Below are 19,852 nucleotides of genomic sequence, written 5' to 3' on the forward strand. Positions count from 1 at the left end.
AACCTAATGAAGCTTAATGAACTCCAAGTTGCTGAAGGTTCACGCAAGGTCCGCAACCGTGTTGGACGTGGTGAGTCATCAGGAAACGGTAAGACTGCAGGACGTGGTCAAAAGGGTCAAAAGGCTCGTGGTAAGGTACGTTTGGGCTTTGAAGGTGGACAAATGCCTTTGTTCCGTCGTAAGCCAAAGCGTGGATTTACTAACATCAACCGCAAGGAATTCGCTGTTGTGAACCTTGATGTGTTGAACCAATTCGATAACGGAACTGAAGTTTCACCAGCATTGTTGGTCGAAGCTGGTATCGTTAAGAACGAATTGAGTGGCATTAAGATCTTGGCTAACGGTCAATTGGAAAAGTCATTGACTGTTAAGGCAAACAAGTTCTCAGCCGCTGCTGTTACGGCTATTGAAGCTGCCGGTGGTAAGACTGAGGTGATCTAATGCTGAAAACCGTGCTCAACTCACTTAAGGAAAAGGACATCCGTAAAAAGTTGTTATTTACCTTAGGGATTCTGATTGTTTACCGATTGGGTGCCTACATTACTGTGCCGGGTATTAACACGGCAGCACTTACTGAGGTAGCAAATTCTGGGCTCGGCAGCATTTTGAATATGTTTAGCGGTGGTGGACTTACAAATTACTCATTGTTCGCAATGGGTGTTTCACCATACGTTACTGCTCAAATCGTGGTACAGCTCCTACAAATGGATATTGTGCCACGATTTGTTGAATGGTCGAAACAAGGTGAAGTTGGTCGACGTAAGTTGAACCAAGTGACCCGCTATTTGACTATTGTTCTAGCGTTTGTCCAATCAATTGGAATCACCGCTGGATTCAATCAACTGAGTCAAGTGAATTTGGTTAAGACACCAAATTTGGAGACGTACTTGTTGATCGGTTTCATCCTAACTGCAGGAACTATGTTTGCTGTTTGGTTGGGTGAGATGATCACTGAGCGCGGACTCGGTCAAGGTGTCTCAATGTTGATTTTTGCTGGTATCATTGCGCGTGTGCCAGCAGGTGTATACCAACTGTTCAAGGAACACGTCCTACAAGGTGACGACCCAGCGCGTGGGTGGGCATTCTTGGTTGGTATCTTGTTGATCTTCGTTTTGGTTATCGCGTTTGTTACGTGGTTCAACCAAGCGATTCGCAAGATTCCAATGCAATATACACGTCGTTCAACTGGTTCAGGTAACTCATCTTACCTACCGTTGAAGATTAATGTTGCGGGTGTTATTCCTGTTATCTTCGCTTCATCATTGTTGGTAACGCCACAAACGATCTTGCAAGCATTTGCAAGTAAGTTTGCGGACGCAGGTTGGTACAACACTTTGATGCAATACCTATCAATGCAGACAATGCAGGGTGGTATTGTTTACACATTGTTGATTATCTTGTTTACGTTCTTTTATGCATTCGTTCAGGTTAACCCTGAAAAGGTTGCGGAGAACTTGCAAAAGCAAGGTAGTTACATTGTGGGCGTCTGGCCAGGACGTGCCACTGAAAAGTGGTTGTCTGGTTTGCTGATGCGTTTGTCAGTTGTCGGCGCTTTGTTCCTAGGATTTGTCGCTTTGGCACCAATTCTAGCAACACACATCTTCGGGTTGGATAGTAACCTTGGAATGTCAGGAACATCAGTATTGATTGTCATTGGTGTGGCAATTGATCTGATTCGCCAACTTGAAGGATTGATGATGAAGCGGCAATATGTTGGATTTATTCAAGAAGGAGTCGAAGCAAAATGAGTTTGAATATCATGCTATTGGGCTTGCCAGGTGTTGGTAAGGGTACCCAAGCTGCGAAGATTGTTGAAGAGTACAACTTGCCGCACATCAGTACGGGCGACATGTTCCGTGCTGCCATGGCTAACGAGACTGAACTCGGTATGAAGGCAAAGTCATTCATGGATGCTGGTAACTTGGTCCCAGACGAAGTTACTAACGGTATCGTTGCTGAACGCTTGGCTGAAGAGGATACGAAGGTTGGATTCATCCTTGATGGATTCCCTCGTAACTTGGACCAAGCTAAGGCATTGGATGAGATGTTGGCAAAGGATGGTCGTTCATTGGACGGCGTTCTTTACTTCACTGCTGATGCTGATGTTTTGGTTGATCGTATGATGGCCCGTGGCCGTGCAGACGATACGCCTGAAGTGATTAAGAATCGCTTGGACGTTAACGGAAAGCTTACTGAGCCTATCGCTGAGTTCTATGCCGAAAAGGGCATTTTGCACAAGATCGATGGTGCTCGCGAGCTTGATGTAGTGTTCGCTGATGTAAAGACGTTACTTGATAATTTGAAGAACGCGTAATTATTCCGGGAAGCTTTCTTGTTAAATTGTAAGAGAGCATGTTATAATTACTTGTTACGTTCTCCAATGTCACAACTAAGGAGGCAGCAACGTGGCCAACGATGTTATTGAAATTTCTGGTGTGGTAAAGGAAACTTTGCCAAATGCCATGTTTACCGTTGAATTGGAAAACGGCGCCGCCATTCTAGCTCACGTGTCAGGGAAGATTCGTAAGAACTTTATCCGCATTTTGCCTGGTGATCGTGTGACGGTTGAAATGTCGCCATATGATTTGACTAAGGGACGTATTACGTACCGCTTTAAGTAGTCAACCATAAAAAATCCAAGGGAGGTAAATACCATGAAGGTTCGTCCATCTGTTAAGCCTATGTGCGATAACTGCAAGGTTATCAAGCGTAACGGTCGTGTGATGGTGATTTGCTCAGCAAACCCTAAGCACAAGCAACGCCAAGGTGCATAATTTGCATTTTGACACAAAAACTTTTTAAATCTTATATAGGAGGTAATCGTAATGGCTCGTATTGCTGGTGTTGATTTGCCTCGCGACAAGCGTGTCGTGATCGCATTGACATATGTATATGGAATCGGTAACGCAACTGCCAAGAAGGTGTTGGAAGAAGCTAAGGTTTCTGAAGACGTACGTGTTCGTGATTTGACGCCCGACCAAGAGGACGCCATCCGTGCCGTCGTAGACGGTATCAAGGTGGAAGGTGACTTGCGTCGCGAAATCTCATTGAACATTAAGGCATTGCAAGAAATTGCATCATACCGTGGTATCCGTCACCGTAAGGGCTTGCCTGTTCGTGGTCAAAACACGAAGAACAATGCCCGTACGCGTAAGGGCCCAGCTGTTGCAATTGCAGGTAAGAAGAAGTAATTCTTAATTTGTAAAGAAAGGAGATTACTTGATTATGGCAGGTCGTACTAATCGTAAGCGTCGTGTAAAGAAGAATATTGAGTCAGGTGTTGCACACATCCACGCAACGTTCAACAACACGATTGTGATGATCACGGACGTTCAAGGTAACGCCGTTGCTTGGTCATCAGCTGGTTCTCTTGGATTTAAGGGTAGCCGTAAGTCAACGCCATTTGCTGCGCAAATGGCTGCTGAGGCTGCTGCCAAGGGTGCTATGGAAAACGGCATGAAGACTGTTGAGGTCACTGTTAAGGGACCTGGTTCAGGTCGTGAAGCCGCTATCCGTGCGTTGGCCGCTGCTGGTTTGGAAGTTACGTCAATTAAGGACGTTACTCCTGTACCACACAACGGTTCACGTCCACCAAAGCGTCGTCGTGTCTAATTGCCAGTTGCAACTAGTTCACACAATGCTTTGAAAGGGGTAACAAACAGTATGCTTGAATTCGAAAACCCAAAGATTACGCTGGTTGAAGAGGATAGCAATTACGGTAAGTTTGTGGTTGAGCCGCTTGAACGTGGTTACGGAACTACTTTGGGTAACTCCCTACGCCGTGTATTGTTGTCTTCATTGCCTGGTGCGGCAATCAATTCAGTACAAATTGATGGCGTTTTGCATGAGTTTTCAACGGTCGAAGGTGTCGTTGAAGATGTAACGCAAATCATCTTGAACCTCAAGAAGGTTTCAATGCGCATCGATAGTGATGAAGCGAAGACGCTCGAAGTTAACGTAACCGGTCCCGCTACTGTGACGGCCGGCGACATCGCTGGAGATAGTGATGTAGAGATCTTGAACAAGGATCTTCACATTGCCACTGTTGCGGCTGGGGCTACGTTGCACATGACTTTGTCTGCAGAACGCGGACGTGGTTATGTGTCAGCGGACCAGAATAAGGAATTGCATGAAGAAATGCCAATTGGCGTTCTAGCAATTGATTCAATCTTTACCCCAATCGAACGCGTAAACTATCAAGTTGAGAACACTCGTGTGGGACAACGTGATGACTTTGACAAGTTGACTTTGGACATCTGGACTGATGGATCATTGACTGCTACTGAAGCTATTTCATTGGCAGCCCGTATCATGTCAGACCACTTGAACTCATTTGTTGAATTGTCAGAACGCGCGGTTAACACACAAGTGATGTTAGACAAGGAAGAAGTACCAACTAGCAATCATGCCGACACTCCTATTGAAGAGTTGGACTTGTCAGTTCGTTCTTATAATTGTCTCAAAAGGGCCGGGATCAACTCTGTGCAAGAGTTGACGGAGCGTACAGAGACTCAAATGATGTCTGTACGAAACCTCGGTCGGAAATCACTTGACGAAATCCAGGAAAAGCTGGCAGTGCTCGGTTTAGGGTTCCGCAAGGAAGATTAGATTAAACGATAGAATTCCAAGTAAAGGAGGACATACTCATGGGATACCGCAAGTTGGGACGTACTAGCTCACAACGTAAGGCTATGTTGCGTGATTTGACGACTGCTTTGTTGATCAACGGTCGCATTCAAACGACAGAAGCCCGCGCTAAGGAAGTTCGTCGTACTGCAGAGAAGATGATTACGTTGGGTAAGCGTGGTGACTTGGCTTCACGCCGTAAGGCCGCTGCTTTCGTACGTAACGTTGTTGCAGACGTACAAACGACTGAAGATAACAAGGTTAAGGTAGAAACGGCTTTGCAACACTTGTTCAACGATGTTGCACCTCGCTTTGAGGGCCGTGCGGGTGGTTACACTCGTATCTTGAAGACGGTACAACGTCGTGGAGACGCTGCACCAATGGTTATCTTGGAATTGGTTGACTAATTTCATTGGTTAATTAATAAAACAATGAAATCTCTCATGTTACATGGTATAAACCGCTACGATGATGGCTTTAAGCCAAGTCTAGGTTGAATGGCACTTGTGTCGCACCAGTAATGTGTGAGGTTTTTTTGTATACTTTTGCCTTTAAGTCGGTTGGTCCGATTTAAAGGCTTTTTGTTTACCTTGGTGGTTGATGTGTCTATAATGTATGTAAACTTACTGATATTACAAGGGGATTATATTATGAACGCACACATGGATGATAGCATTTTAAATATGACGTTTCATTTGATGCCGGGGAGCCTAACGTCAGACAAGGTATGGATCAAGGGACAACGTTATCCTTATCGTTGTTTTGATGGGTTGCAGATTGGGGATTCTGTGCGAGTTACCGGGGTTTCAGAGGGCACGGTGGCACTAGAGAAGTTGCAGCGTAACAACTAATATGGCCTATAATTTCGATGATCGTCTCAAGCAAGAAATCATTACCTTAACAGACGATAATTATACGGATGATATGCTAAAACTTAACGGTATTTATTATCAAGTTAACAATCCGTCTCAGTTTAACATTGGTGATACTGTTATAATTGACGATGTAATAGTTAATAAGGTTATGTTGGTTGAAATGGGGGATAATGATGATCTTATTTAGTGTGTTAATCGTATTGTTGTTAATTATATTGGCGTTTGTTGTGTTTACTGGTATTCGCATCATTCCACAGAATATGGTGGGTATGGTTTCAGTGCTTGGTAAATATCAACGCCAAATTGCGCCTGGGTTGCACGTTGTGATGCCATTTATCACACGTGTTGACCGTGTTGACTTGGCACAAGTACCCTTGCGCCTAAGCGAGCAAAGTGTCATCTCACGTGATAACGCTGAAGTTATTATTTCATTGTCATTAAACTATCACATAACGGATCCATACAAGTTTACGTTTGAGAACGCGGATTCAGTAAAGTCGATGGTGCAACAATCACGTGCACATTTGCGAGACATTATTGGTACGATGGATTTGAACGAAGTTTTGAATGGGACAGAGCGTATTAACGCAGCGCTAAGCAAGGAACTGGGGTCAATTACGGATGCTTATGGTGTAAATGTTGATCGTATTAATATTGATACCATTCAACCAACGCCTGAGATTCAAGAATCAATGAATAAGCAAATCAATGCCACGCGTGAACGTGAAGCTGCGATTGCGCGTGCCGAAGGTGAGGCACGTTCAATCGAGCTGACGACGAAGGCACAGAACGATGCCTTGGTTTCAACAGCTGAAGCTAATGCCAAGGCCGTACGTTTGGCGGCAGATGCTGAGGCATATCGTATTCAAAAGGCAAATGATATTTTGAGTACGGTTGATGCAAACTACTTGGTCGCTCAAAACATTGACGCCTTCAGAGACGTTGCTAAGAGCCCTGCTAACACGGTTATCGTACCGAATACAGCTATTGATGCCCTTGGTGAACTAAAGGTCGCTGGACAGCTTCTAAACACAAATCAAAAGTAAACGAAAAGGCAGCTCGGTTGAGCTGCCTTTTGTTATGCAATTTTCTTCTGGTAAACAACCCCGAGAATAATAAGTGCAATTGTTAAAATAAGAATGTTGGTAATACCACCCATGTTAAACAGGGCATGACCTGGTGCTAGGACTGAAAAGTCGTAGAAACCGTGTGCGAATGCGATGGGTAGTAGCGCCTTTGTATTTAGATAGATGACCCCGAGGAAAATGCCTAATCCAAATGTAAATAGTACTTGGAATACTAGGGCAATTAAGTTGCCACCTGCAAGGCCATTTACCAAGTGGAATGCAGCGAAGATAAGAGCTGATACAACGATAAGTGCTGTATCACCAACCCCGGCTTTCTTGAAGGCTGCAAACAAAGCGCCACGGAAGATATATTCTTCGGTCAACCCAACCACCAAAGCGCCAATCAGATAAACTATGGCTGTTGTATTCCAGGTAATTCCCTGGGCGATCGTGCTGACAACCGCGTAGAGCAAGTATGGCAATAGGAGTAACCAAGCAAGTCCGGATTTTTTACCCCACCAACCGATGGCGTAGTGGAAGAGGAGAATATTGAGTAGCGCTAGTGGCAGGAACCACCAGATATCGTTGATTTGTGTCCCAATCGTTGTGCCAAGGCCTCCAAATAGATTTGTCATGAGATTGCTTTTGTCGATGACAATGCCAATCACACCACTAATGAAGAAACCAATGACGAGCCAGATGAGCCACTTTAAAAATGCGATGAATTTCAAAATATGAGCCGCCTTTCTTTACGTATTTAACTTCACTTATTGTACATGGAGAAGGGGGAATAACACACGAAAAAAGCCTGGCCTCAACAGATGAGACCAGGCTTAAATTAATTATCCGTGATGTGCACGCTTAGCGAAGAAGTCACCAACGAATTGGATCAACACGATAAGGAGCAAGATGATGATGGTTGCCAACCACATAACGTCGTTTTGGAAACGTTGGTAACCAGTCACGATAGCAGTTGTTCCAAGTCCACCGGCACCGATAGCACCAGCCATGGCTGTCAAACCAACCAAGCTAATCAAAGTAACCGTTGAGACACGAATCAATTCTGAACGACCTTCGCGTAGGTAAACGTCAGTAATGATGTCCCAGTTCGTTGCACCAAATGAACGAGCGACTTCAACCTTACCAGCATCAACACCCAACAAAGCGACTTGCACTTGGCGAGCGTAGAATGGGAAAACACCCAATGACAATGGCACAAGGGCGGCCGTCGTACCGATTGTGGTACCAACGATTAATTGCGTCAAAGGTGAGAAGGCCACCACCATGATGATAAATGGAATGGCACGGCCGACAGAGACGACCTTATCCAAGATTTGGAATACGGTACGGTTCGGCGTAATACCGTTCTCAGTCGTTAGGACCAAACCAGTTCCGAAGGCAAGCCCAAGCAAGCCACCGAAGAAGGCTGAACCGATGGTCATGTAAATAGTTTGCCAGATGGCAATTCCCCAGCCGTAGTCACCACTCCAGCCAAGTTGATAAACATTTGGAAATGTCGTTTCAATCCAGTGAATCATTAGTTTTGTCCTCCCTTAGCAAGTTCGACAATCTTAACACCGTGATCAGCAAAGCTTGCCTTAGCTGTCGCACGTTGTGAATCAGTTCCCTTGAAGATAGCGATGGCCAAGCCAACCGGCGTCTTCGTCAAGATCTCCATGTTTGAGTACAACAAGTTTGTTGTGACACCGTAGTCGGCGTAAATCGTTGATAGCAATGGTTGTGCCGTATCAGCACCAACATAATCGATTTGCAAAAGCTCTTCATCAGCTGACAATGGTTGCTCAGCCAAAAGCTCATTAACCTTTTCAAGCGCTTCGTCACGGTTCGTGGCCGTGTTAATGAAGTCCTTCGTCAATTGCTTTTGTGGGTTCGTGAAGATTTCAAGCAATGAACCGCGTTCGATGATGGCACCATTTTCCATCACAGCAACCTTGTTAGCGGCTTCCTTAACGGCCTGCATTTCGTGCGTAATCAACACAATGGTCAAACCAAGTTCTTGGTTCAATTGCTTCAACAATGCCAAAATTTGGTTCGTTGTCTTAGGATCCAAGGCTGATGTGGCTTCGTCTGAAATCAAAATTTCAGGGTCGTTAGCCAAGGCACGCGCGATGGCAACACGTTGCTTTTGACCACCGGATAGTTGAGAAGGGTAGTTCTCAGCACGGTCAGCCAAGCCAACCAATTCAAGCAATTCGTTAACCTTAGCAGCCTTCTCAGCCTTTGAAAGGTTAGAGTGCTTCAATGGTTGTGCAACGTTACCAAACACCGTCAATTCGCTCATCAAGTTGAAGTGTTGGAAGATCATCCCAATCTTCTTACGCTCATCACGCAATTGCGCAGGGCTCAACGTTGTCATTTCAGTACCGTTCACCAAAACAGAACCTGAAGTAGGACGTTGCAACAAGTTAATCGTACGCACTAGCGTTGACTTACCGGCCCCAGAATAACCAACGATTCCGTAGATATCACCTTTTTCAATTGTGATAGATTCGTTTTGAACCGCCACAATTTCTCGATTCTTTTGCTTAAATGTCACGTTGACATCAATTAGTTGAATAACAGCCATTAAAATCTCTCCTTATTAATCTCGATATGTATCACCGCTCGTGAAAGCGGTGGGGGTGAAGTTGATTACTTCAATGTGATGTCCCAAGCTGGAATTTCAGCTTGTCCCCAAGTCTTCTTCAAGTAGTCCTTAGTAGCCTTTGTTTGGTAGGCCTTAACAACTTGCTTGTAAATCTTCTTGTTAGCGTTCTTCTTTGAAGCGGCGATGATGTTGATCCACTTCTTTGAGTCCTTGTTAACAGGCTCAACGTAGATTGCTGAGCTCAACTTCAACTTAGCTTGTTGTGCGTAGTTCGTGTTGATAACCGCACCATCAACTGACTTCAATGATGAAGGTGTTTGGTCAGCAGCCACTTCCTTGATGTCCAAGTCCAACTTGTTCGTCTTGATATCCTTGACCGTTGGCATATCAACGCCCTTCTTCAAGGTAATCAAACCAGCTGATTGCAACAACGTCAAGGCACGCGCTTCGTTAGTTGCGTCGTTAGGAACGGCGATTGAATCACCCTTCTTGAACTTCTTCACTGACTTGTACTTTTCTGAGTACAAACGGATTGGCGTGATGAAAGTCTTACCAATTGCCTTAACTGAGTTCTTGTTTGACTTGTTCCAGTTTTCCAAGAAGTAGTAGTGTTGGAATGAGTTCAAGTCCAATGAACCATCAGCAACAGCCTTGTTAGGTTGGTTGTAGTCCGTGAAGACCTTTGTCTTAATCGTGATGCCGTACTTCTTCTTAGCCGTCTTAGCAACTTCTTCCCAAACGCCCTTGTCAGACGTTCCGACGATACCAACCGTCACAGTCTTTGAATCAGCTGAAACAGCCGTAGCAGGCAAAACAACAGATGCAGTCAACGCTGCGGCAGCTACCGCAACACCAGTCTTAAATACCTTGTTCATAAATAAATCTCCCAAATAATTAAAGTTCATGTCCCATATCAATAATGTGTTAGTTCTAAACAGGTGAGTAGAAAAAGAAAAAACTCGTTTCCAAATGACCATTCAAATAAATCGATGATCAAATAGAAACGAGTCTTCGTGTTACCATTCTACTTCATCTGGAGCGTTGCCACTCCAGACCTTAACAACGAGCGGGCAGTGAGCGAGATGATGCTTTGCCGATTCGTGTGTCTTGTAACGTAGACCAATCCGTCGTTAGCTTACAGACTTGCTGCTCACCAACGCCAATCACAGGCCATTTTCAGATACAATCCACATAACAACTCACACCGAACGTTGTCTCTCTTTGATGCTTCAGGTAACTTACTTTCCTGCTCAACTTGTTTAAAACTTATAAAATGCTTGATTTGTATATTAACTGATTCTGAGAAACGTGTCAACAGGAAAAGTTACTTTGTTTCCAAACGGTCTTGGCGAACGAAGAACCAAACGAAGGCCAATAGGATTGGCGCACCGAATAGTGTGTAGTCACCAATCATCAAACCAAGGAAGTGGGCAATGATCGCTGCCCCCAAGAATGAGGCGATAGCCAAACCAACGTTACGCGTCTTCACGAATTGTGACTTATCGTGATTCAAGAAGCCATTTGCCAATGTGGCACCGAACGTCTTCAAGTTACCAGTACTCAAAACCGTGGCGTAAGGAATACCACGCAACTTGCTGAAGGTATCCGCTTGCATGGCCATGAAGATTGCCAAGACACTTAGCACAATCAATGAGTTCACGCGGGCTAGCTCCAGGAAGGCAACGAATAGAACGCCAAGCAACTCGATGAAGACTGAACGTTCTTCCCATTGCACTTCATTCTTGAATGAAGCCTTCTTGATGATTTGGTTCAAAATTGCGCCGACGAAGAAGGCAATAACTGGCCAGAAAAACAAACTAGCTGCATGCCACTTACCAGACGCAACGTTAATACCAAGTTGCAATAGGTTACCACTTTGGAAACTTGCAAAGCGGTTATCATGAAAGGCGAAGGTATATGAGTCGATGTAACCGGCTGTACCGGCTAGCAACATACCTACACGGAGAGACTCCTTATAAGGAAACTTTTGTTCTGCCATGAACAAATTCACCAGCTTTCTACATATTAAAATTAAATAATTCCAAATAACAGTATACAACTTACTTTAGAGCAGTGCTAAAAAAGTGTGCTGGCGTTTAGGAAGCTGAATTGTGGTAAAATATAGGGCATATATACTTACGAAAGTTAGGGAGACGAACGTCATGACAATGGCATTTCCGGATGACAGTTTGGCATTGCACACAGATGCTTACCAACTATCAATGATGCAAACGTATTTTAAGAAGGGCATTCATGAACGCAAGGCCGTTTACGAAATGTACTTCCGCAAGATGCCTTTCAAAAATGGTTACGCGGTTTTCGCTGGACTAGAGCGTTTGGTTGAATACTTGAAGGGACTTCATTTTTCAGAAAGTGACATCGCGTACCTTCGTGAGACCGGTGAGTTCGACGAAGACTTCATGGACTACTTGAAGGATTGGCGTTTTAAGGCGACAGTTCGTGCACCGCGTGAAGGTGAAGTGGTCTTTAACAACGAGCCAATCTTGCAAGTTGAAGGAAGCGTTTTTGATGCGCAATTGGTGGAAACGCCACTATTGAACATCGTTAACTACCAAACGTTGATTGCCACGAAGGCCTCACGTATCCGTTCAGTTGTCGGTGATCAAACGCTGATGGAATTCGGAACTCGTCGTGCCCAAGAAATGGATGCGGCCCTGTGGGGAACGCGTGCGGCTTATATCGGTGGGTTTAACGCAACGTCAAATGTGCGCGCCGGTAAGCTATTTGGTATTCCAATTTCTGGTACGCACGCCCACAGTTTGGTGCAAGTTTACCGTAATGACTATGAAGCCTTTAAGGCATATGCCGAGACGCACAAGGATGTCGTATTCCTAGTTGATACGTACGATACATTGCGTTCTGGTGTGCCATCTGCAATCCGTGTTGCCAAGGAAATGGGCGACAAGATTAACTTTATCGGTGTCCGCATCGACTCAGGTGACTTGGCTTACGTTTCAAAGGGTGTCCGCAAGATGCTTGATGAAGCCGGTTTCCCAGATGCCAAGATTGTGGCATCAAATGATTTGGATGAAGAAACAATTACGAGTTTGAAGTTGCAAGGGGCTAAGATTGATACTTGGGGTATCGGTACGAAGTTGATTACGGCTTATGACCAACCAGCATTGGGTGGTGTTTATAAGGTTGTTTCAGTGGAGAATGAAAACGGTGAGATGGTGGATACCATTAAGATTTCAGGAACGGCTGAGAAGATTTCAAACCCTGGTAAGAAACAAGTTTGGCGCATTACACGTAACTCTGACGGTAAGTCACAAGGTGATTATGTTGCCCTTTGGGATGAAGATCCACGTGAGTTGCCAGATGGTTTGTACATGTTCCATCCAAACTACCCATACTTGAATAAGACGGTTGTTGATTATACGGCCCGTCCAATCTTGCAAGATGTGTTTGTGGATGGTGAGTTGGTCTATGATTTGCCAGCTTTGAATGATATTCGTGATTACACAGCTGAGCACATTGAATCACTATGGTCTGAGTACCGTCGTGATTTGAACCCACAAGAATACCCAGTCGACTTGTCACAAGCCGCTTGGGATCACAAGATGAATTTGATTAAGGAGCTCCGTGAATACGTCTCTGAAGTCGCAAAAGAATACGAAGAGAATTAGGAGCGTCATCATGCGTGATTTGCAAAAGAAGATTATTGATACGTTGGGTGTCCAAGCAACCATTGACCCTGAAACGGAATTCCGTCGTTCAGTGGACTTGTTGAAGGCTTACCTTAAGAAGACTGGGATGAAGACGTTGGTTTTGGGAATCTCAGGTGGTCAAGATTCAACGCTTGCCGGTAAGATGTCACAAACCGCAGCTGAAGAGTTGCGTGCTGAGACTGGGGATGCGGACTACAAGTTTGTGGCTATGCGTTTGCCATACAACGCCCAAGCTGATGAGCAAGATGCTTTGGATTCAATTGCTTGGCAACAAGCTGACCAAACGATTCGTGTAAACATCGAAGACTCTGTTCAAGGTGTGGTCAAGCAACTTGAAGCAGCCGGTGTGACGGTGTCAGACTTTAACAAGGGTAACATCAAGGCCCGTGAGCGTATGATTGCGCAATACGGTGTTGCTGGTGCGATGCACGGTGTTGTCGTTGGAACTGATCACGCTGCTGAAGCTTTGGCTGGTTTCTACACGAAGTTTGGTGACGGTGCGGCTGATATCACGCCATTGTACCGTTTGAACAAGCGCCAAGGCCGTCAAATCTTGGCTTACTTGGGTGCACCTGAGCACTTGTACCAAAAGACGCCAACGGCTGATTTGGAAGAAGACCGTCCAGCGTTGCCTGACGAAGTGGCATTGGGTGTCACTTACGATGCAATTGATGACTATCTAGAAGGCAAGGATGTTGCCGAAAAGGATGCCATCCAAATCGAGAAGTTGTTTACGACAACTGAGCACAAGCGTCAATCACCAGTCACTGTTTTCGATGAGTGGTGGAAGTAAAACGTTATAAGAAACGAGACCTGTTTCCAGCTGGGAACAGGTCTTTTTTTGTAACGAAAATGTATTGTGTATATTTTGACAATCTCCAAAATGATAAAACCCTAATGTAACAGAACGTTAGGTTGTTGGTTACGAATGTATAGGAATAAAATTGCGTCCAAAAATGTGTATTTAAATTAACGAAACGGCGTCATATAGTTATATTTTAATCATTATTCACTATTAGTTAGGAATAAATATTCATTTGACGTTTGTATTTATTTTTCCGATAATAGACACAATAAATAATGGGTAATGTTCGTATACTAACGAAATGTTACCAAAAAGGGGTATTGGAATGGGGTCTATTAAGTTATCAGACGCGTTTGTCGCCGAAACAATTGCGAACATTAAGCCACACTGGGGAACGTTGGGTTGGGTAACCTACAAGCGTACGTATGCACGTTGGAATGATGCGGCTGGCCGTACGGAAGAATGGCATGAGACAGTGAAGCGTGTAATCGAAGGAAACATCAACTTGGATCCACGTTTGCAAGAAGGGACAGCATCAGTTGCGGATATTGATGCGCTACAAATCGAAGCCGAAGAATTGTTCCGTGCGATTTATTCATTGTCTGCAACACCATCTGGTCGTAACTTGTGGATCTCAGGTACGCCTTATCAAGAGGCGCACGGGGATGCGTTGAACAACTGCTGGTTTGTGGCAATGCGCCCACAAGCATACGGTGAGAGTCACATCGTGCCGCCATATGCAGATAAGCAAGAAATCATGGCCTCAATGCCATTTGCTTTCTTGTTCGACCAATTGATGAAGGGTGGCGGTGTTGGTGTTTCTGTGACACAAAAGAACGTCGCGCAAATGCCGGCAGTTGCCCAAACAGTTGATGCAACTATCGTGATTAACCCTGAAGCTGATGCTTATGAAGAGGCTCGTATTGCTGGTGCTGATAACGCAACTGAAATTATGGTTGGGGATGCCGATGTTGTGACAGTGCCTGACACGCGTGAAGGTTGGGTCTTGATGACGGCTGATTTGATTGATCGCCACTTCCGTCAAGACATGAAGCGTGCGGTTGTTTATGATGTTTCAGCCATTCGTGCTAAGGGCGCTAAGATTAAGGGCTTCGGTGGTGTGGCTTCTGGTCCAGCACCATTGATTGAATTGATTCAAGATGTGAACGACTTGTTGAACGACACGTTGGGTGAGCACTTGTCATCAGTTGATTGCACGGACATCGCCAACTTGATTGGTAAGACAGTTGTTTCTGGTGGTGTGCGTCGTTCTGCAGAAATCGCGCTTGGGGATGCCGATGATGCAGCCTTCGTTGCGATGAAGCAAGACAAGGAAAAGCTCTACCACCACCGTTGGGCATCTAACAATTCTGTTTTCGTAACGGCTGATGACACAGCTCAATACGATGACATCGTCGCAGCCATTGCTGAAAATGGTGAGCCTGGGGTTGTTAACTTGGACTTGTTGCGTAACTACGGCCGTTTGGCGGATGGTGAGCAACCAGGAATTGATGCCGATGTTGAAGGAACGAACCCATGTGGTGAAATTTCGTTGGCTAATTGTGAAGCCTGCAATTTGTTTGAGGTATTCCCGAACGTTGCGATGGAACAAGGATTTGATCCTGCCCGTATCGTTGCATTGGGAGCCCGCTTTGCAAAGCGTGTGACATTTAGCCCATATGATTGGGAGATTTCACGTCAAATCATTAATAAGAACCGACGTATCGGGGTGTCTTTGTCAGGTATCCAAGATTGGGTTTTGACGTCATTCGGTGCCCCTGTTGTGACGGGCTGGGACGGTGACACACCAATCTACAACCAAGAGTTGATTAATGAAGTTGACCGTTTGTACCAAGCGGTTAAGGAAGCTGATGCACAATACTCAGCAACGTTGCACTGCAACCCATCAGTGAAGTGCACAACGGTTAAGCCATCAGGTACGGTTTCAAAGTTGACGGGTGTTTCAGAAGGTATGCACTTTAACTACGCTGACCACTTGATTCAACGCATTCGTTTCCAAGATACGGATCCATTGTTGAAGGCGTTGCAAGCTGCTCGTTACCATATCGAGCCAGATGTATACTCAGAAAACACGATGGTTGTGGAGTTCCCAGTTAAGGCTGCTTCAGCTGATTATCCTGGCTTTAAGTCAGCAGGTGAAGTCAGTGTTGCCGAGCAATTAGCGAACCAAGCCTTCTTGCAAAAGTACTGGGCTGACAACTCAGTCAGCTGCACGATTACGTTCCAAGAGGATGAGAAGCCGCTGTTGGCTAAGATGTTGCGCCAATACGCCCCACAAATTAAGTCAACGTCAATGTTGCCTTACTCAGGGCACGGCTTTGCGCAAGCGCCAAAGGAGCCAATTTCAGCTGAAGATTATGCTGAACGTTCAGTATCAGTATTCGGTGATGTGCAAGCGGTTTACGAAGCGCTACACAGTGAAGATAAGTTGATGGACTTGGTTGATTCAAGTGATTGTGAGACGGGTGCATGCCCAATTAAGTAACGCAGGAGCAGAGAGATGCGAGTGATTAATAAAGTTTTGATGTTGTTGATTGCGCTAGTTTTGATTATTGGTGCGACATTGTTCGGTATGCAGCATTGGCAAAGTCGAACAGATGCCCAAACAACGCAAGCAAAGACAGAACGTCATGTGACAATGGTTGTGAAGCATGATGATAAAGAGAAGACGTTCAAAGTGACGTTGAAAAAGGGTGAAACGCTTTTGGATTTGACCCAAAACGAGAAGCGTGAGCCAAAGATGTCAGTGACGGCCGATGGGTTTATCACTGAAATTGATGGTCGTGCCCAAAATCAAGTGAAGAACCAATACTGGGTTTATACGGTAAATGGAAAGCAAACCAGTGAAGCGCCCGCTGATTTGAAGTTGCATTCCGGTGATCGTATTACCTTTGAGTTGAAGCAGTTCTAATGACAAAAACGCTACATTGGGTGGCGATGACAGGCGTGTTGACGGCCGTGATGGTTGTCGCGCGCCTGTTCGTGCATCCGTGGCCAAACGTGACCCCGTTCACTGCTTTGGTCATCCTTGTTGCTTGGTATTTTGGCTGGCGCATTGCCTTGCCAGCAACAAGTCTTGCCGTGATTTTAACGGGATTGTTGTTGGGGATGCACCCAGTCGTGGTGGTGCAAATAATTTTGTATGCCGGATTAGTCTTGATTACCAGCGGCAGTCGGCATATTGCTGATGAAAAAAGCATGGCGTTGATTGTTGGCTTAGTCTTTTGCTTAACTTACGGTTTTTGGACGACAATTTTGCAAGCACCGTTCTTATTTGGTGGCTTTAATTGGCCGGCAATTTGGAGTTATTGGCTGGCCGGATTATCGTTTGATTTCGTTCATTGTGTGGCGACGTTTGTGTGCGTGATAGCGCTATTTCATCCGTTTTCTCGGATACTGATGATGTATCAAAAAATACCGCAAAAAGCTTGACTTACTATGATAAAATAAGTGTGATGCATTAGGGGAATATGATAATTAAATTATTGCCTGTTCACCTAACTGTAAGCATATTGTTTAGGGATTTTTTGCCGTCATGTTACCATTGGCTTATACAAACTAAAAGGGGTAAATCACAATGATGAAGACGTTCAACACGATGAGCTTGCAAAAGGAAGATTTCAAGCCCATCAACGAGAAGACGATCAACATGTACGTTTGCGGACCTACTGTCTACAACTACATCCACATCGGTAACGCACGTTCTGCGATTACGTTCGACACTATTCGTCGCTACTTCGAGTACCGCGGATACGAAGTTAACTATGTTTCTAACTTCACTGACGTTGATGACAAGATGATTGCTGCTGCTGCTGAACAAGGAATTACGGTTCCTGAATTGGCCGACAAGTACATCGATGCCTTCAACGAAGACACAGCACCATTGAACATCAAGCCTGCAACTGTTCGCCCTCGTGCAACTGAGCACATTCCTGAGATTATCGAGTTCGTTGAGGACTTGATCAAGAAGGGTTACGCTTACGAGTCTGAAGGTGACGTTTACTTCCGTGCTAAGAAGTTCAAGGGTTACGGTATTTTGGCTCACCAAGATTTGGCTGAGATGGAATCTAACGCTGCTGGTCGTTTGGATGACGGTGAATTGGCACGTAAGGAAGACCCAATGGACTTTGCTGTCTGGAAGGGTGAGAACGGCGATGGTGCCATTGCTTGGAACTCACCTTGGGGTAAGGGACGTCCTGGATGGCACATCGAGTGCTCAGTGATGTCAACGAAGTACTTGGGAAACCACTTGGACATCCACGGTGGTGGAATTGACTTGGCTTTCCCACACCACACGAACGAAATTGCACAAACTGAAGCTCACACTGGTGAGAAGTTCGTTGAGAAGTGGTTGCACAACGGTTTCGTTACGGTTGGTGACGAAAACGAAAAGATGTCAAAGTCATTGGGTAACTTCACGACTGTTCACGAATTGTTGCAACAAATCGATGATCCAATGGTTTTGCGTTTCTTCATGGCAACGACGCAATACCGTCGTCCAATTGCTTACTCACAAAAGAACATGGACTTGGCTGCCCGTAACTTGGAGCGTATCCGCACTGGGTACCGCAACTTGCAATTCCGTTTGGGATCAGCAGTTGAAGGTTCAGATGCAGATATCGAAGCAAAGGCACAAGAAAAGGTTGATGCCTTTGTAGAGGCCATGGACGATGACTTCAACGCACAAAACGCTATGACGGCGGTTTATGAGTTGATTGAATTGGCAAACTTGTACTCACAAGCTGAAGAAGTTAAGGCTGACACGGTTAACTTTGTCTTGAAGCAAATCAAGGACTTGATGAACGTGTTTGGCGTTGATGGTTTGGAGCAAGCACCTTTGTTGGATGCAGATGTTGATGCATTGATCAAGGAACGTGATGCTGCCCGTGAGACGTCAAACTTTGCTCGTTCAGATGAAATTCGTGACGAGTTGGCTGCTCGTGGCATTATCCTAGAAGATACGCCACAAGGAACACGCTGGCGTCGTGCATAATTAATAGTTTTTGAAACAGTCACTTGGCTTATTGCTGGGTGGCTGTTTTTTGTTGGCCGTTTTTCTAATCGTTTTTTAATAAAACTATTGAACTTTTGCGTGGGTGGGGTTATTGTGTACGCATGCAGAGGGGGAATTTATTATGACGAAATTGGCGATTGTAACAGGTGCTGGTCAGGGAATTGGTGAAAGTATCGCCTTCCGATTGGCAAAAGATGGGTTTGCGATTGGTGTTGCAGACATCAATACCGTTACTGGAGAAGAAGTTGCCCACGCGCTGATTGAAGCTGGCTATCAGGCTAAGTTTTATCAGATTGATGTGGCGCACCGGGGTGAGGTGTTCCAACTGGTTGACCAGGCAGTGTCTGACTTAGGTGAGTTGGCTGTGTATGTGAATAATGCCGGGATTGCAGTGATTGATTCGTTTGTTGATGCTGATCCGGTTGATGTTGAACGGATTCTTGATGTGAATCTAAAGGGCACTTACTGGGGGATTCAAGCCGCGGCGACGCGCTTTAAGCAACAAGGGCATGGTGGGCGTATTGTGAACGCTGCCTCGCTGGCTGGTGTGGAGGCATCAGCGTTACAAAGTGCCTATTCGGCATCAAAGTTTGGTATTCGTGGCTTAACGCAATCGTCTGCCAAGGAATTGGCGGCGGATCAAATTACAGTTAACGCCTACAACCCCGGCGTAGTACGCACACCATTGCGGGATGCGATTGATGAGCGAACGGCGGCGATTAAGCAGGTGACGGTGCCTGAACAACAAGCAAACGTTTTAACTGAAATTGCCTTGGGGCGTGAAGCGACGCCGGCTGATGTTGCTGAAGTTGTCGCCTGGTTTGCGTCACCAGCAGCCGCTTATATTACAGGGCAATCTATCATGGTTGATGGCGGCATGGAGTTTCTCTAATTTATTTTTAATAAAACTATTGACGTTTTCTAATTTTAGTTTTAAGATACAAACATCGACTAGGAAGAGATAAGTACTTTTCAAGCGTCGCCAGAGAGTTAATGGTTGGTGTGAATTAACGGACGCGCGAATTGGAAAATGGTCTTGGAGTCTTAATGACGTGAGCAAAGTGTTAGCGTCACTCGGGTGCGCCCGTTATCGCGCTTAGGTATCGTCGGCATACGACCGTACTGAAAGAGGATGGTTCCTATTTTT

General features: G+C 45.3%; 23 protein-coding genes and 2 other annotated features (1 of these 25 only partly in view). Of the genes, 18 read left to right on the plus strand and 5 right to left on the minus strand.

Annotated features, from left to right (window positions below; all coding sequences use genetic code 11):
* Window positions 1-6 precede the first annotated feature (6 nt).
* The 11 genes from rplO (at window position 7) to C6P11_RS01735 (ending at window position 6,547) form a co-directional block, all read left to right on the plus strand.
* Window positions 7-441 carry a 50S ribosomal protein L15 gene (gene rplO, locus C6P11_RS01685; RefSeq protein WP_004560253.1) on the plus strand — a complete coding sequence of 145 codons (435 nt, stop codon included), beginning with the start codon at window positions 7-9 and terminating at the stop codon, window positions 439-441.
* Window positions 441-1,748 carry a preprotein translocase subunit SecY gene (gene secY / locus C6P11_RS01690; RefSeq protein ID WP_135518111.1) on the plus strand — a complete coding sequence of 436 codons (1,308 nt, stop codon included), beginning with the start codon at window positions 441-443 and terminating at the stop codon, window positions 1,746-1,748. Before rplO ends, secY begins: the two co-directional genes overlap by 1 nt.
* Window positions 1,745-2,314: an adenylate kinase gene (locus tag C6P11_RS01695; RefSeq protein WP_004560248.1), complete on the plus strand. Its 570-nt coding sequence runs from the start codon at window positions 1,745-1,747 to the stop codon at window positions 2,312-2,314. The genes secY and C6P11_RS01695 overlap by 4 nt, the downstream gene beginning before the upstream one ends.
* Window positions 2,315-2,405: 91 nt before the next feature.
* Window positions 2,406-2,621: a translation initiation factor IF-1 gene (gene infA / locus C6P11_RS01700; protein ID WP_004560246.1), complete on the plus strand. Its 216-nt coding sequence runs from the start codon at window positions 2,406-2,408 to the stop codon at window positions 2,619-2,621.
* A gap of 33 nt (window positions 2,622-2,654) precedes the next feature.
* Window positions 2,655-2,774 (plus strand): 50S ribosomal protein L36, encoded by a 120-nt coding sequence (rpmJ, locus tag C6P11_RS01705; protein WP_004560245.1) that lies wholly within the window; start codon window positions 2,655-2,657, stop codon window positions 2,772-2,774.
* Between the two features lie 51 nt (window positions 2,775-2,825).
* The gene (gene rpsM, locus C6P11_RS01710) at window positions 2,826-3,191 is read left to right on the plus strand and encodes a 30S ribosomal protein S13 (protein WP_004560244.1); all 366 of its coding nucleotides are present in this window, start codon (window positions 2,826-2,828) and stop codon (window positions 3,189-3,191) included.
* 34 nt (window positions 3,192-3,225) lie between these two features.
* Window positions 3,226-3,612 (plus strand): 30S ribosomal protein S11, encoded by a 387-nt coding sequence (rpsK, locus tag C6P11_RS01715; protein WP_004560243.1) that lies wholly within the window; start codon window positions 3,226-3,228, stop codon window positions 3,610-3,612.
* Between the two features lie 51 nt (window positions 3,613-3,663).
* Window positions 3,664-4,608: a DNA-directed RNA polymerase subunit alpha gene (locus C6P11_RS01720; protein ID WP_135518113.1), complete on the plus strand. Its 945-nt coding sequence runs from the start codon at window positions 3,664-3,666 to the stop codon at window positions 4,606-4,608.
* Between the two features lie 38 nt (window positions 4,609-4,646).
* A complete protein-coding gene (gene rplQ, locus C6P11_RS01725; RefSeq protein WP_004560241.1) occupies window positions 4,647-5,033 on the plus strand; it encodes a 50S ribosomal protein L17 in 387 nt (128 codons plus the stop codon).
* A gap of 243 nt (window positions 5,034-5,276) precedes the next feature.
* Window positions 5,277-5,477: a hypothetical protein gene (locus C6P11_RS01730; protein WP_135518115.1), complete on the plus strand. Its 201-nt coding sequence runs from the start codon at window positions 5,277-5,279 to the stop codon at window positions 5,475-5,477.
* Window positions 5,478-5,674: 197 nt separating this feature from the next.
* A complete protein-coding gene (locus C6P11_RS01735) occupies window positions 5,675-6,547 on the plus strand; it encodes an SPFH domain-containing protein (RefSeq protein ID WP_135518147.1) in 873 nt (290 codons plus the stop codon).
* A gap of 32 nt (window positions 6,548-6,579) precedes the next feature.
* On the opposite strand, the gene C6P11_RS01740 is transcribed toward C6P11_RS01735, so the two are convergent.
* The 5 genes from C6P11_RS01740 to C6P11_RS01760 all read right to left on the minus strand — a co-directional run bounded on the left by C6P11_RS01740 (window position 6,580) and on the right by C6P11_RS01760 (window position 11,175).
* Window positions 6,580-7,299, minus strand: a complete 720-nt coding sequence (locus C6P11_RS01740) for a CPBP family intramembrane glutamic endopeptidase (RefSeq protein ID WP_135518117.1) — start codon at window positions 7,297-7,299, stop codon at window positions 6,580-6,582.
* A 111-nt stretch (window positions 7,300-7,410) separates the two neighbouring features.
* Window positions 7,411-8,106, minus strand: a complete 696-nt coding sequence (locus tag C6P11_RS01745) for a methionine ABC transporter permease (protein WP_135518119.1) — start codon at window positions 8,104-8,106, stop codon at window positions 7,411-7,413.
* A complete protein-coding gene (locus tag C6P11_RS01750) occupies window positions 8,106-9,155 on the minus strand; it encodes a methionine ABC transporter ATP-binding protein (RefSeq protein ID WP_210114211.1) in 1,050 nt (349 codons plus the stop codon). Before C6P11_RS01750 ends, C6P11_RS01745 begins: the two co-directional genes overlap by 1 nt.
* 65 nt (window positions 9,156-9,220) lie before the next feature.
* The gene (locus C6P11_RS01755; protein ID WP_135518123.1) at window positions 9,221-10,051 is read right to left on the minus strand and encodes a MetQ/NlpA family ABC transporter substrate-binding protein; all 831 of its coding nucleotides are present in this window, start codon (window positions 10,049-10,051) and stop codon (window positions 9,221-9,223) included.
* A gap of 121 nt (window positions 10,052-10,172) precedes the next feature.
* Window positions 10,173-10,439: a binding site (T-box leader), on the minus strand.
* A gap of 61 nt (window positions 10,440-10,500) precedes the next feature.
* The gene (locus C6P11_RS01760) at window positions 10,501-11,175 is read right to left on the minus strand and encodes a YoaK family protein (protein ID WP_135518125.1); all 675 of its coding nucleotides are present in this window, start codon (window positions 11,173-11,175) and stop codon (window positions 10,501-10,503) included.
* A gap of 163 nt (window positions 11,176-11,338) precedes the next feature.
* On the opposite strand from C6P11_RS01760, the gene C6P11_RS01765 reads away from it, so the two are divergent.
* From C6P11_RS01765 to C6P11_RS01795, 7 genes are all read left to right on the plus strand, one after another.
* Window positions 11,339-12,823, plus strand: a complete 1,485-nt coding sequence (locus C6P11_RS01765; protein WP_135518127.1) for a nicotinate phosphoribosyltransferase — start codon at window positions 11,339-11,341, stop codon at window positions 12,821-12,823.
* A gap of 10 nt (window positions 12,824-12,833) precedes the next feature.
* Window positions 12,834-13,658, plus strand: coding sequence for an ammonia-dependent NAD(+) synthetase (gene nadE, locus C6P11_RS01770; RefSeq protein WP_056973520.1), 825 nt, complete (start codon window positions 12,834-12,836; stop codon window positions 13,656-13,658).
* Between the two features lie 337 nt (window positions 13,659-13,995).
* Window positions 13,996-16,176, plus strand: a complete 2,181-nt coding sequence (gene nrdJ / locus C6P11_RS01775) for a ribonucleoside-triphosphate reductase, adenosylcobalamin-dependent (RefSeq protein ID WP_135518129.1) — start codon at window positions 13,996-13,998, stop codon at window positions 16,174-16,176.
* Between the two features lie 21 nt (window positions 16,177-16,197).
* Window positions 16,198-16,602: a DUF4430 domain-containing protein gene (locus C6P11_RS01780; protein ID WP_167849507.1), complete on the plus strand. Its 405-nt coding sequence runs from the start codon at window positions 16,198-16,200 to the stop codon at window positions 16,600-16,602.
* Complete coding sequence (locus C6P11_RS01785) at window positions 16,602-17,123, plus strand: hypothetical protein (RefSeq protein ID WP_135518133.1); 522 nt, start codon at window positions 16,602-16,604, stop codon at window positions 17,121-17,123. Before C6P11_RS01780 ends, C6P11_RS01785 begins: the two co-directional genes overlap by 1 nt.
* Before the next feature lie 145 nt (window positions 17,124-17,268).
* Window positions 17,269-18,684, plus strand: coding sequence for a cysteine--tRNA ligase (gene cysS / locus C6P11_RS01790; protein WP_135518135.1), 1,416 nt, complete (start codon window positions 17,269-17,271; stop codon window positions 18,682-18,684).
* A 142-nt stretch (window positions 18,685-18,826) separates the two neighbouring features.
* Window positions 18,827-19,597 (plus strand): acetoin reductase, encoded by a 771-nt coding sequence (locus C6P11_RS01795; protein ID WP_135518137.1) that lies wholly within the window; start codon window positions 18,827-18,829, stop codon window positions 19,595-19,597.
* 52 nt (window positions 19,598-19,649) lie between these two features.
* Window positions 19,650-19,852, plus strand: a binding site (T-box leader); it runs 45 nt beyond the window's last position.

The organism is Weissella confusa (assembly GCF_004766315.1).
GTDB lineage: Bacteria > Bacillota > Bacilli > Lactobacillales > Lactobacillaceae > Weissella > Weissella confusa_A.

Excerpts from the sequence above, each read along its gene's own strand:
- rplO (WP_004560253.1), top strand. The coding sequence starts at position 7 with ATGAAGCTTAATGAACTCCAAGTTGCTGAAGGTTCACGCAAGGTCCGC.
- secY (WP_135518111.1), top strand. The coding sequence starts at position 441 with ATGCTGAAAACCGTGCTCAACTCACTTAAGGAAAAGGACATCCGTAAA.
- C6P11_RS01695 (WP_004560248.1), top strand. The coding sequence starts at position 1,745 with ATGAGTTTGAATATCATGCTATTGGGCTTGCCAGGTGTTGGTAAGGGT.
- rpmJ (WP_004560245.1), top strand. The coding sequence starts at position 2,655 with ATGAAGGTTCGTCCATCTGTTAAGCCTATGTGCGATAACTGCAAGGTT.
- rpsM (WP_004560244.1), top strand. The coding sequence starts at position 2,826 with ATGGCTCGTATTGCTGGTGTTGATTTGCCTCGCGACAAGCGTGTCGTG.
- rpsK (WP_004560243.1), top strand. The coding sequence starts at position 3,226 with ATGGCAGGTCGTACTAATCGTAAGCGTCGTGTAAAGAAGAATATTGAG.
- C6P11_RS01720 (WP_135518113.1), top strand. The coding sequence starts at position 3,664 with ATGCTTGAATTCGAAAACCCAAAGATTACGCTGGTTGAAGAGGATAGC.
- rplQ (WP_004560241.1), top strand. The coding sequence starts at position 4,647 with ATGGGATACCGCAAGTTGGGACGTACTAGCTCACAACGTAAGGCTATG.
- C6P11_RS01730 (WP_135518115.1), top strand. The coding sequence starts at position 5,277 with ATGAACGCACACATGGATGATAGCATTTTAAATATGACGTTTCATTTG.
- C6P11_RS01735 (WP_135518147.1), top strand. The coding sequence starts at position 5,675 with ATGATCTTATTTAGTGTGTTAATCGTATTGTTGTTAATTATATTGGCG.
- C6P11_RS01745 (WP_135518119.1), bottom strand. The coding sequence starts at position 8,106 with ATGATTCACTGGATTGAAACGACATTTCCAAATGTTTATCAACTTGGC.
- C6P11_RS01750 (WP_210114211.1), bottom strand. The coding sequence starts at position 9,155 with ATGGCTGTTATTCAACTAATTGATGTCAACGTGACATTTAAGCAAAAG.
- C6P11_RS01755 (WP_135518123.1), bottom strand. The coding sequence starts at position 10,051 with ATGAACAAGGTATTTAAGACTGGTGTTGCGGTAGCTGCCGCAGCGTTG.
- C6P11_RS01760 (WP_135518125.1), bottom strand. The coding sequence starts at position 11,175 with ATGGCAGAACAAAAGTTTCCTTATAAGGAGTCTCTCCGTGTAGGTATG.
- C6P11_RS01765 (WP_135518127.1), top strand. The coding sequence starts at position 11,339 with ATGACAATGGCATTTCCGGATGACAGTTTGGCATTGCACACAGATGCT.
- nadE (WP_056973520.1), top strand. The coding sequence starts at position 12,834 with ATGCGTGATTTGCAAAAGAAGATTATTGATACGTTGGGTGTCCAAGCA.
- nrdJ (WP_135518129.1), top strand. The coding sequence starts at position 13,996 with ATGGGGTCTATTAAGTTATCAGACGCGTTTGTCGCCGAAACAATTGCG.
- C6P11_RS01785 (WP_135518133.1), top strand. The coding sequence starts at position 16,602 with ATGACAAAAACGCTACATTGGGTGGCGATGACAGGCGTGTTGACGGCC.
- cysS (WP_135518135.1), top strand. The coding sequence starts at position 17,269 with ATGATGAAGACGTTCAACACGATGAGCTTGCAAAAGGAAGATTTCAAG.
- C6P11_RS01795 (WP_135518137.1), top strand. The coding sequence starts at position 18,827 with ATGACGAAATTGGCGATTGTAACAGGTGCTGGTCAGGGAATTGGTGAA.